Source organism: Nocardia sp. NPDC005746 (genome assembly GCF_040630785.1).
Taxonomy (GTDB): domain Bacteria; phylum Actinomycetota; class Actinomycetes; order Mycobacteriales; family Mycobacteriaceae; genus Nocardia.
On sequence record NZ_JBEXYE010000002.1, the window covers coordinates 583,270 to 594,430 of the forward strand.

Here is an 11,161-nt window from a genome sequence, read left to right on the forward strand (position 1 = left end):
TCGATCAGCGCACGGCTGCCGGTTTGGGCTCCCCTTCCGGACTGTGGTCGCAGTGCTGGACTGTGGGCCACCAGATTCGGTCGCCGAGAACGGCGAACAGCGCCGGGACAGCCACGGTCCGCACGACGAAGGTGTCGAGCAGGATGCCGATGCCGACCACGATGCCCAGCTGAGTGAGCGTGATCAGGGGTAGCACCCCCAGCACGCAGAACACCGCGGCCAGCACCACACCGGCACTGGTGATCACCGCGCCGGTCGACGCGACCGCGCGCACCATTCCCTCGACGGTTCCGTGCTGCTCGGCTTCCTCCCGCGCACGGACCACCAGGAAGATGGTGTAGTCCACACCCAGGGCGACCAGGAACAAGAAGCCGAACAGCGGCACGTTGGTGTCCAACGCGGGAAACCCGAAGACATGGTCGCTGACCATGCTGCCCAGGCCCAACGCCGCGAGGGCGCTGACGACGGTGACGGTCACCAGGACCAGCGCGGCTGGGAGGGCGCGCAGCAGGACGAGCAGCACCGCCAGGATGACGGCCAGTATCAGCGGAATGACCAGCGCCTGATCGTGTCGGGCCGCATTCCGGGTATCGAGCGCCTGCGCGTCCGAACCGCCCACCTGTGCTTGCGAATCGGGTATCGCGCGCAGTTCACCGCGCAGCTGCTCGATGGTCGCGAAGGCTTGTCCGGAGGCGGGAGGAGCGTCCAGCACAACCGACCACCGTGTCAGACCGGTACCGGACTCCCCGGTGACGCGTGCTCGTGACACGCCCGCGCTGTGGTCGAGGACCTGCTGCACCGTGGCGGCCGTATCGGTTGTCGCCAGCACGATTGCGGGGTCGGAGGTCCCGGACGGGAAGTGCGCGGCCAGGCTGTGCAATCCGTCCACCGATTCCGCGCGCACCCGGAATTGCTCGGTGTGGGCAAGCCCGACCTTCGTGACCAGCAGCCCGCTCGCGCACAGCAGCAGCAGCGCCAGCACGGGCACCGCGACTGCCGCCGGCCGCGCGACCACTCGCCGGGCAACGCTGTACCACGCGCCCGCCTGCGCTTCGTCGCGGCCGTCCACTCGGGGAACGAAGGGCCAGAACACCTTTCGGCCACACAGCGCCAGCGCGGGTGGGAGCGCGAACAGCACGAAAACCAATGCCACCAGCAGCCCGGCGGCCGCGAAAGCGCCGAGGCTGCGGGTGTTGGGGAGTACCGCGAGCAGCAGGGTCAGCAACGCGATGACCACCGTGGCGTTACTGGCGAGAATCGCGGGCGCGGCACGGCGCACCGCGGCGCGCAGCGCGTCCCGATGCGAGTCGTTGTGGTGCAGCTCGTCTCGGTACCGCGAGACCAGCAACAGGGCGTAATTGGTGCCCGCCCCGAAGACGAGCACACTGGTGATCCCGCTGGTGGAGCCGTCGAAAGCGAGCCCGGTCAACGGGGACAACCCCGTACCGACCGCCGTCGCCACCCGGTCTGCCAGGGCGACCACCGACAACGGAACAAGCCACAGCACCGGTGAGCGGTAGGTGGCGATCAGCAGCACCATCACCACCAGCGCGGTCACCACCAACAGCAGCACATTCGCGCCGGCGAACGATTCGGCGATGTCGGCGCCGAAGGCCGGGCCGCCGGTGACTTGGAAGACCAGCTGCGGCGGCGCGTCCCGCTGGGCCAGCGCGCGCAGACTCTTGACCCGATCCGACAACGCGAACCCGTCGAGCGCCGCCGGCACCGGCACCGACACCAGCGCCGCCTGGCGATCCGGTGAGACCACCGCGGGGTCGCGGTCACCAGTGTTGGAGCGCATGCGATCGGCCGCGGCATCGACGGCCGCGAGATCCTGCGCACCGAGTGCGCTTCCGTCCGCGCGAGTGGCGACGAGCACCACGGCGGCGGTGTCACCGCCGGGGAACTGTCCGGCCGCCGCGCCGACCCGCGCGGACTCCGCGGAAGCCGGCAACGATTTCGGACCCTGCCCGGAACTGTCGTTGCTCCCGGCCAGACCCATGATCAGGACACCCGCCGCGACCACCGCGAGCAGTACGACCCACGCCCTGCGCCCAGCGACCAGGTTCGCGTAGCGATCAACCAATCCCATAGGAAAACTATTTCAGATTCTTAAATATCAGGCAATCCCTCACGCTCCGATGGCATTAGGCTTGAACTCCAGACCACGAAGGAGAAAGCGGTGACCGACCACCTGGCCAACCCGTCCGCGCCTGGCACCGAGCGTTCCGAGCTCGAGACCGTGATCGCCCGCGACGTCCGCGCCCTCGCCGCGGTATCCGAGCAGATCGGGCACGCATTCGCCCGCTCACACGAACTGCGCCCCAACGACTTCCGCGCCCTCGTCCACGTGGCCACCGCCGAAGCCGAGGGCGCACCGCTCACCGCGGGACGGCTGGGCGGACTCACCGGCGTCTCACCCGCGGCAATCACCTACCTCGTCGAGCGCATGATCGAGTCCGGACACCTCGAGCGCGCCATCGACACCGCAGACCGCCGACGCGTCAAACTCCACTACACCGACCACGGAATGGCGGTCGCCGCGGCGTTCTTCATGCCTCTGGCGAATCGAATGCGCGAGGCGCTGTCTCCGCTATCGGACACCGAGCTCGAAACGACTCACGCTGCGATGCTCCGAATCATCACCGCGCTGCGCGAGTTCGCCACCGAGCTCGACACCAGGGCCGAACCCTCACCTCCCGAGCCGACCGCCGCCGAGTCCGACATCGAACGGGGCGACTGGAATCCCCGGCCTGCCCGACAGTAAGCCTCCGCCACCCGCAGCCCGGAGCACAAACGCAACCTGATCGCTGACGACAGCTCCCGCCGGGTGGATCGCTCAGACTCCTGTCCGCCCGGCCCCGCCACGACATCACCGGTGAAAGACCGGCACGGGAGTTCACCCACCGGGCTTGTTGGGCTAGCAGTAGCATCAGCCGAATCTCGGCCGGATGCGGGTCGTCGAGTTCGTCGGACATCTCGCGGGCTTAAAGCGTTTGCAGATCGGTGAGGGCGGGCGGCCGCCGACTCGTCCTCGAGCGCGAGGGAGAGCGGCGTGAGAGCGCGCTGATTCAGAACGCGAATTCGACTGCGGACCGCAACGAGCTCGCCAGTCCCGCGCTGGTCATTTCTAGTGCGGCTTCCTCGGTGGGCGCGGCCGCGCCGGTGATGATCACCAATCCGCGCCCGTCGATCTGTCGCTCGGCGACCAGTTGGTACCAGCAGGGTTCGCACACCAGGCCGCCGGTGTGGAGACCTCCGGATCGGGGCGATGATCTGTACGTTGCTGCGCTGGGCGTCGATCACGACGCGCCAGCTCGGCACGGGGGCAGCGTCGAAATCGAGATCGATCATCGGCCACGCCCCCCGCGCGCGGACCGCGGATTCGAGTCCGTCGCCGGAGACGAGCACGCCATCCGCGGCGATCTGGGCGACCCGGAAGCGGACGAGCAGCATCAGAACTGGTTCGCCGGCGATGATCCCCGTCAGTACATCGGCGTCGGTCGATGTTGGGGCTGTCTGTCGCTCGTGGTGATCGGCGCGGCCGGTGTGAGGATGGCGGCGATGGGCCCTTTTGGGCACAGCCTTTGGGCCCGCGGGCCGGTGACGATCGGCCGCAGTACACCGCACCCCGAAATCCATACGGTGAGATCAAGATCGGCCGCATCGAAACCACACCGCCGGGAGATGGCAATGACTGAGCAGGAATTCGACGAACCGCACCGACTGGTCTCGGCGGGCGTGGTGGTCGGCGTTGACGGTTCGCCGGGATCGGAGATCGCCGTGCGCTGGGCGGCCGCCCTGGCCGCGAGCCGTGGCCGTCGGCTCCATCTGATCCACGGCCTGGACCTGGCGCGCACCGTCGCGGTGGCGGGACCGTACGGGGTCGTGACGCCGGACGCGATCGAGGCCCTGCGGGCGAAGGGGCAGACCATGCTCCGCAGTGCCCGCGACCTTGTGCTCGCCGAATACCCGGACCTGCCGGTGGCCGGATACCTGGTCAACGATTCTGCCGCGGGAGCGCTGGCCGACCTCAGCGAGCGGGCGTATGCCGTGATCCTGGGCGCGACCGGAAACACCGGAACCCTCGGGCATCTAGGCTCGACACTGCTGGCGGTGACCGCCCACGCCGCCGGCACCGTGATCGTGGTGCGCCCGGATCCCGAGGCGGACGACGCTGTCCACAGCACCGGACCGGTAGTAGTCGGCATCGACTGCGGCCCGGTCAGCGAACCCGCCATCGCGGCCGCCTTCGCCGAGGCGTCCGAGCGCGGCGCGGACCTGGTGGCCGTGCATGTCTGGAGCGACTGGCGCGCAGGCCTGTTCGCCGGCGAGGACCTGACGCCGTCGCTCGGCGACGTCGAAGCCGTCGAGGAGTCGATGCTCGCCGAGCGCCTGGCCGGCTGGCAGGAGAAATTCCCCGACGTGAACGTGATCCGCCGCGTCTACGTAACCTCCCCGGCCGCCCAACTCCAACAGTGGTCCGAGCGAGCACAACTGGTCGTGATCGGCAACCGCGGTCGCGGCGGCTTCCTGGGCCTGCTGCTCGGCTCCACCGCGCACTCGCTGGTCCAGCACGCGCACTCCCCGGTCATGGTCGTGCACGCGCACGAATGAGCAGTCGAGGCCGAGCGGACACCACCCCGCTCGGCTTCAGCTACGGCCTGTCAACGCGACGTGGTTAAAGGCGGGTGGCAGGCAGCGCTGACCGGTCTGAGTTACGTGGACCCCACCGACATCGGCCCGGTGGTCGAGCAGGCGTTGACCAGCAAGGGCAGAACGTCAGCGCCTGAAGTCCGTATCGAGATCCACGCCTGGTCGAGGCTCACGTTCTCGATGTGCTGATCGCAGACGCTGCAGGCGCGGATCGAGGTGGCACCCCATACGTCGGGGTCGAGGTCGTCGAGGTCGATGCCCTGCGTGCACGGTCGATGCGTTATGACGGAAACGGTGGTCGCAGTGTGTGGTTTCCGTAGAGGGCGCGGGTGCTCACCGTGCTGCGCCGCAGGTTGGGGCATCGGGTGATCTCGTAGGGGAACAAATGCAGGCGGTAGGAAGTGCAGGGAGTGAACTCCTCGAGGCTGCGCATAGAGATCGGTGACGACCGGACCCGTTTTCCGACGTGCGGGGCCTCGAGGCATACGGGGTAGTGACGGCGGACAGAACCATCAGTCTCGACTGTCTCGAAACCATGGTTCAGGGACGGAACCTGCTCTCCCACGCCGCAACCGCATCGATCCCTGCATCACGTGCCGGCTTTCCGGGCAGCGGTCTCGGGTGACCGCCTAGTAGTGGTGGGGAACGGCGAGCATTTTCAGTGTCGTCACCCAGCCCGCCACCAGGACTGCGGTCGCCACGACAGCGGTTGGCAGCGAGCGTGTCAGCACGGTCAAGCCCAGGAAGAAGACCGCGCACGCTACCGCTGCCAGCGCCGTGCCGGTGTGATCCGCGCTCGTCGTATTCGAGGTCCGATTACGTGAGTTGATGATCATGACACATGAAGTACCCAGCCGGGTCCTTTATTAAACCGTGATTCGGCTCCCATCTGAGAAATTGCGGTATATCACCTGGTAGAGCGGTCAAAATCAGTACAGACGCAACCTCCAGAGGCTGTGCTGTTGTGAGTATTTCAGTATTTCGGTTTCGAATCATTTAGACGTGGGTAAAAGATATTTACGGCCCTTTGGGCGCGTCTCTTTCGATGGAATTCAATATGGCTATTGACGACACGATACGTACCGATAACACGAAACGCTCAGCGTCGAGCAGCGATTCCTACGACAACCTCGAACCCTGGTTCGACAAGCTCGCGGGCATGCAGGCGGGCACCGCGGACCGGATCCGCCTGCGTGAGGAGATCATCGCCCTGGCGATGCCGATGGGCGAGCACATCGCACGCCGCTATACCGGGCGCGGAGTGGAGTACGAGGACCTGGCCCAGGTCGCTGCTCTTGGGGTGGTGTTGGCGGTCGACCGCTTCGATCCCGGCCGCGGCGCGACGTTCATCGGGTTTGCGGTCCCCACCATCATGGGCGAGGTCAAACGGTATTTCCGTGACAGCACCTGGGCGGTGCGGGTGCCCCGCGCTGTCAAGGACACCCAGCAGCGCGTGAGTGTCGCGATCCCGCAGCTGTTCCAACGACTGGGCCGCAACCCAACCGCCCGCGAGCTCGCCGAGCATTTACGGCTCGACCCGGCCGAGATCACCCAGGCACTGATCGCCAACAACGCCTATCGCGCCGATTCTCTCGACACCTCCGAGCCCGCCGAGGATGACCAGGCCCCATCTTCGCCGATCACCTCGCTGGGTCGAACCGATCCCGGATACGGGTTGATCGAGGATTCGCTCACCGTCGGCCCGCTGCTGGCTGCGATGCCCACCCGCGACAGGGCGGTGCTGACCCTGCGTTACGGCCACAACCACACCCAAGCTCAGATCGCCCGCGAGCTCGGGGTTTCCCAGATGCACGTCTCGCGGATGCTGACACGAATCCTGTCCCAGCTACACAGCAAAGCCCTGCCACCCGTCGAGGCCGCATAATGGATGGCCTGACCACCCACGCCCTGCCGAGCCGGCGCGTCACACAGCACCGCGATACCGGCTCGCTGGTGCGGCGCGAGCCAGGTTCTTATGGGATCAACGCCGATATCAGCACCGGTCCGGCTGGCGCCTCATGCAGACAAGTTCGGGTCTTCGCCACCGGCAATGGCAGCAGAACCGACGCCGTCGACGCCCACTCGGTCGCGATCGCCGCGGTGCACGCACCCAATCTTCGCCGCGCCCACGCCGACCCCGAACTCCTCGCCCTCGGGCCGCTCACCAACCGGCGCGACGAACTCGGCCGGTTGCGCACCCAAACGGTCAACCGTGCCCACCCGCTGATGCTGGACCTGCCGCCCGGCGGCGCCAAACATTCTTGTCCGCCATGCAGGCGCGCGCACTGCTGACACAAGTCACCGCCACCGCTGCACATCATGGCCATCGTCCAACTACGCCATCCCACCGCGGGCGCGTCTACTACGACCACAAACGCTCAACCGGCAAGACCTCGAAGGAAGCACTCGCGCACTGAGACGACGGTTGTCCAGCCTGTCTACGTCCGGATGCGCACCCACCAACGCCGCCGCGAATTAACAAGCCCGGGAAGGCAATCGGGAACACTACCGACTCCAGCGCGACTGCTTCCAACCCACACACCGGCCCCCACATCCCAGACCCATCTCCAAGGCTAACCCCGCGACCACATCGACGTCTTGACCTAAAGGTGCGCCATGAGCGGATGCTCATAGGAATCCGAGCTCACCCGTACTCGTGGCCGCGCGGACCTGCACGGTCAACGGCTCCACGGGGATCGAACCGCTACGGCTCTCGACCCTCGCGGTAAGAAGGTGCTGCCCAGCAGTTTTCGGGATCCACGACACCTTCGCCTGACCCCACCCGTTCGGGTCGCCACCCACCGTGCCGGTGCCGATGGTGGCCCCAGCGTCGAAGAAGGTGACCACCATCGCCGGAGCCCGCAAGTCGCGCACGGCCGACAGCGCCGACCCACGCCTCCAGCCGGCGGTCGCGGAGGCTACGGCAGGACCCACGCGTAACTTCACGGGGATCGGCACGCCGGGCAGCATCAGGATGACGCTGTACAAGGGGGTTGTCGGGATGGCGGTGGTCGTATTTCTCGATCCGTGTCCCAAGTGTCGCCTCGAACCAAGCGATGCTCGCTGACGGGTCGGAAAACGGGAACTTCAGGTGGTGCACGCCGGTCAGCCGTGGAGACATGATGATCGAACCTTCCAGAACGTCCGCACGGCACCCGTTGTGACGTGATCGGAGCGACGTTGACGACTAATTAGTTAGGTGCCATATTAATTTTATGACAACGGATCCGGAAGCCCTGGAAGTTCCCACTCTTGGGCAGGCGCGGTCGCAGATCCGGCGCTACGGCTTGGAATCGGAAGTCGATCCGCAGGCGGTGCTCGTCGCGGTGCGACTGCTGGCCGCCGGAGCGAAGCTCGGTCAGGCGGCAGAGACGCACTTCGCGCGGTTCGGGCTGTCCACCGGACGTTATCGACTGCTCGCCGACCTTGAGGACGCGGGCGGGGAGAAGTCGCCTTCGCAGCTGGCAGTCGGCCTCGGAGTAACGCGCGCAACGGTAACCGGGCTGATCGACGGCCTGGAACAGCAGGGGCTGGTGTGCCGGCGCGCTTCGGCCGAAGATGGTCGCGCCGTGATGGTGGTACTCACCGCGCGCGGCGCGCAGAAGCTGCGCGATATGGCGCCCGAGCATTTCGGCCGTTTGCAGTCGATGGTCAGCACGTTGACCCGCAGGGAGCGCACGGTCTTCCTCGACTTGCTCGAACGCATCAGTCAGGGCGTGGGCGCGCTCACTGCGGACTGACTGGACAACGTCAACCATCGATTTCTCTCCATGGCCATATAGTTAGGGAGCTAATTAGATGAATCTAGCGACCGCCAGTGCGCGATTCGTAGTGTGGCGAGAGGCCGTGTTTGCCTATGTCGCCCCGGCAGTCTGCGCAGGCGCGGGCGGAGTGGTCACCGGGCAGGCGGATCTGCTGTGCGCCGCGATGACCTCGATCGCAGGCACATCCGCGCTTGTCGCCTTCCTACTCGGAATGTGGTTGCGGCAGGGCGGGATCCGGGCTATTCGGCTGGGTCGTGCGGCGTCTGTCGCGCTCGCGGCTGGATTCGGGCTCGGCGCGACCGCGCTGGCCGCGCTAACTGCCCAACTCCTCACCGCTACGACGTTTTTCGCCGATCGCATTCGCATCGACTTTCCGATCGCCGCCGCACTGGCCGCCACGATCATCACCTGGCGCTGGTGCTCGATCCAACGAAAGGCACATGGATGATCGCCATAATGGGAGCCACCGGCGCGACCGGCAATGCGCTCCTTACGCGTCTGCTCGAGCTCGGGATGCCGTGCCGGGCATTGAGCCGATATCCAGAACGGCTGCGCGCCATGCCGTATTCGCCTACCGATGTCGAGATCCGGTATGCCGACGCGGCGGACCCGGCCACGCTGCGGGCCGCGTTCGAAGGTGCCACACAACTCTTCCTCGCCATGACCAACGGCCCGGCGCAGGTCGAACTCGAAACTTGCGCAATCGATACCGCCGCCGAATGCGGTATCGAGCACGTGGTCAAACTCTCGGTGCCGACGGCCGCTCCGGACTCACCGGTGGCCATCGCGCGGTGGCATTACGCAATCGAGGAGGTGCTGCGAGCCTCCGGCATCACGCACACTGTGTTGCGCCCTTACGCGTTCACGCAGAAGTTGCTCTTGCTCGGTCCGGATGTGGCGACGAAGGGCGCCGTCGTCGGGACCATGGGCGAGGCCGCGTGCAACTACATCGACTGCCGCGATATCGCCGATGTCGCGGCTGCCGCGCATACACGAACCGAAATAGCAGGGGGCACATACACTCTCACCGGCGCAAAAGCCTACAGCTACCCAGAGTTGACGGCCTTGTTGAGCGCCATGCTCCACACTCCGATCCGCTATATCGATCTACCACCTGCCGACTTTCGCGAGCACCTCATCGAACAATCCGGCCTGCCGGGCTGGCTGGCCAACCACATCATGGAAATCCAGCGGCTGGCCATCACTCATCCAGAACGCCCGACCGACACCGTCGCCCGCATCCTCGGAAAGCCTCCTCGCACATTGGAATCCTTCCTGATGGAAAACCTTGAAGCGTTCCGGGACCGGGTGTAGGGCTGCCGTTAACGATCGTGTCACCCGGTACACGAACGCTCCCGAAACCCGGTTGAGGGAGGTTGGCGCGGCGTAGTTTTCGCGCGTGATGAGGGAGCTCGACCAGGATGAGCTGATCGACCGGTGGGCGCTGATCGGCAAGGAGCCGGAGCTGGTTGCCATCGAGCGGGGCGCGGCGAAGATCGGGCTTGCGCTGATGCTGCGGTTCTACACCGAGAAGGGCCGGTTCCCACGCGGGCGGTCGGAGATCCACGACGACGCGATCGAGTACATGGCCCGGCAGATCGGAGTCGACCGGACCGAGATATCTGACTGCCGCTGTCGGGACGCGGTCGCTGTCGTTCTTCACGAACGAACACCACGGCAAAGAGCCATGGGAGATCGACCGGCAGGTGATGGTCGCGGTGTTCGAGTGGCGCAAGCGGGCGCCGCTGGGCAACGACCACGAAGATCAGGACGGTGATCTGACGTATCTGCGTGAGGCCCGGGCCCGCCCGAACTGACGGGCAGGGAAATGGAGGTTCGCCCTCGTCCCGGGGCCGAATCCGGGCTGAGCGATCGTGGTCGAAAGCTCATAGCGACGGTCGCTCGCGGAAGGTCCAGCTCAGGGTCTCTGCAGGTTCGCTGTCTCGGAAATTCGGCACAATCGGTCATGTCAGTTGCGATGACGAATCGGGCCCGTCGAGCTAGTCTGACCGGCGTGTTTCGCACCTTCTGGCACGCGGAAGCGATCCGTAAAGATCGGATTGCCTCCAGTTCGCAGGATCGGGAAGTCCCGTGCTCACGATGGGGCACGCACAACGATCAGTGGTTTCTCGGGCGGAGGCGGAATGGATCAGGTATTCGGCGAGGTACCCGCGGGGCTGATCACCGCAGAAGTGCGGCAGCTGATCGGGGAGATCCTCACCCGCTACGGTTCGGTCGACGCGTTTTGTGCGCGGCTGCACCGGCTGCTCGATGACCCCACCGACCAGATCCCGGCCCTCGCAGCGCAGACACCGCCACGCGGTCGGCACCGGCTGCGAGCACTCTGACACCCGCCATCCAGGCGCGCGGTCCTGACCGCAGGCGCCCGCTATCACCACAATGAGCCGCCGGGTGATCCCAGCGGCGGTTACGGCGGGGCCGGTTACGCCGGGGTGGGTTATGACGCGGGTGGCGCAGCAGGGGAAGCGGCTGGCCCGATAGCCCCGGGTGGGGTGGCAACGGTGGCGGCTTCCCAGCCGACGGCGGTGGTTTGGCCGACGGGACCGGGTCCGGACCGGATGAGAACCGGCTGCGCCCCGTTGAGAACTCCATTTCTGCCGGGCGCAGCCCGTCTGTCGCTAGTAGCCGACGGTGAAGTCGTGGCCCCACAGGCTGACCGCGGTGGATTCCCGCGCGATCCACGAGTGGTCGTCGACTTCGAGTCCCTCACAGCCGAATTC

Annotated in this window: 12 protein-coding genes and 1 pseudogene; 9 read left to right on the forward strand and 4 right to left on the reverse strand. The window is 66.3% G+C overall.

Annotated elements, in window-relative coordinates; translation table 11 throughout:
• Positions 1-4: 4 nt before the first annotated feature.
• On the reverse strand, positions 5-2,092 hold the full coding sequence (locus ABZ412_RS06570) for an MMPL family transporter (RefSeq protein ID WP_357277083.1): 2,088 nt from the start codon (positions 2,090-2,092) through the stop codon (positions 5-7).
• Positions 2,093-2,182: 90 nt separating this feature from the next.
• Here ABZ412_RS06570 and ABZ412_RS06575 point away from each other — a divergent pair, with 90 nt between their 5' ends.
• Together ABZ412_RS06575 and ABZ412_RS06580 are read left to right on the forward strand one after the other, a co-directional pair.
• On the forward strand, positions 2,183-2,767 hold the full coding sequence (locus ABZ412_RS06575) for a MarR family winged helix-turn-helix transcriptional regulator (RefSeq protein WP_357277085.1): 585 nt from the start codon (positions 2,183-2,185) through the stop codon (positions 2,765-2,767).
• Between the two features lie 239 nt (positions 2,768-3,006).
• Positions 3,007-4,617, forward strand: a complete 1,611-nt coding sequence (locus ABZ412_RS06580) for a universal stress protein (protein WP_357277087.1) — start codon at positions 3,007-3,009, stop codon at positions 4,615-4,617.
• Between the two features lie 668 nt (positions 4,618-5,285).
• Here the strand turns inward: ABZ412_RS06580 and ABZ412_RS06585 are convergent.
• Positions 5,286-5,492 (reverse strand): hypothetical protein, encoded by a 207-nt coding sequence (locus ABZ412_RS06585; RefSeq protein WP_357277089.1) that lies wholly within the window; start codon positions 5,490-5,492, stop codon positions 5,286-5,288.
• A gap of 221 nt (positions 5,493-5,713) precedes the next feature.
• Here ABZ412_RS06585 and ABZ412_RS06590 point away from each other — a divergent pair, with 221 nt between their 5' ends.
• Both ABZ412_RS06590 and ABZ412_RS06595 read left to right on the forward strand, forming a co-directional pair.
• Positions 5,714-6,541, forward strand: coding sequence for a SigB/SigF/SigG family RNA polymerase sigma factor (locus ABZ412_RS06590; RefSeq protein WP_357277090.1), 828 nt, complete (start codon positions 5,714-5,716; stop codon positions 6,539-6,541).
• Positions 6,541-6,948, forward strand: a complete 408-nt coding sequence (locus tag ABZ412_RS06595) for a hypothetical protein (RefSeq protein WP_357277091.1) — start codon at positions 6,541-6,543, stop codon at positions 6,946-6,948. The genes ABZ412_RS06590 and ABZ412_RS06595 overlap by 1 nt, the downstream gene beginning before the upstream one ends.
• A gap of 336 nt (positions 6,949-7,284) precedes the next feature.
• On the opposite strand, the gene ABZ412_RS06600 is transcribed toward ABZ412_RS06595, so the two are convergent.
• Positions 7,285-7,590, reverse strand: coding sequence for a hypothetical protein (locus ABZ412_RS06600; RefSeq protein ID WP_357277093.1), 306 nt, complete (start codon positions 7,588-7,590; stop codon positions 7,285-7,287).
• A gap of 281 nt (positions 7,591-7,871) precedes the next feature.
• Here ABZ412_RS06600 and ABZ412_RS06605 point away from each other — a divergent pair, with 281 nt between their 5' ends.
• The 5 genes from ABZ412_RS06605 to ABZ412_RS06625 all read left to right on the forward strand — a co-directional run bounded on the left by ABZ412_RS06605 (position 7,872) and on the right by ABZ412_RS06625 (position 10,768).
• Entirely contained in the window at positions 7,872-8,396 is a 525-nt protein-coding gene (locus ABZ412_RS06605; protein ID WP_357277095.1) for a MarR family transcriptional regulator, read from the forward strand.
• A gap of 58 nt (positions 8,397-8,454) precedes the next feature.
• Positions 8,455-8,868 carry a hypothetical protein gene (locus tag ABZ412_RS06610; RefSeq protein WP_357277097.1) on the forward strand — a complete coding sequence of 138 codons (414 nt, stop codon included), beginning with the start codon at positions 8,455-8,457 and terminating at the stop codon, positions 8,866-8,868.
• Positions 8,865-9,734: an NAD(P)H-binding protein gene (locus ABZ412_RS06615; RefSeq protein WP_357277099.1), complete on the forward strand. Its 870-nt coding sequence runs from the start codon at positions 8,865-8,867 to the stop codon at positions 9,732-9,734. The genes ABZ412_RS06610 and ABZ412_RS06615 overlap by 4 nt, the downstream gene beginning before the upstream one ends.
• A gap of 88 nt (positions 9,735-9,822) precedes the next feature.
• Positions 9,823-10,197, forward strand: a complete 375-nt coding sequence (locus tag ABZ412_RS06620) for a DUF4158 domain-containing protein (RefSeq protein ID WP_357277161.1) — start codon at positions 9,823-9,825, stop codon at positions 10,195-10,197.
• Between the two features lie 367 nt (positions 10,198-10,564).
• Positions 10,565-10,768, forward strand: a complete 204-nt coding sequence (locus ABZ412_RS06625) for a hypothetical protein (protein ID WP_357277101.1) — start codon at positions 10,565-10,567, stop codon at positions 10,766-10,768.
• A gap of 291 nt (positions 10,769-11,059) precedes the next feature.
• Here the strand turns inward: ABZ412_RS06625 and ABZ412_RS06630 are convergent.
• A pseudogene (locus ABZ412_RS06630) lies at positions 11,060-11,161 on the reverse strand (2,3-dihydroxybiphenyl 1,2-dioxygenase); the annotation flags it as partial.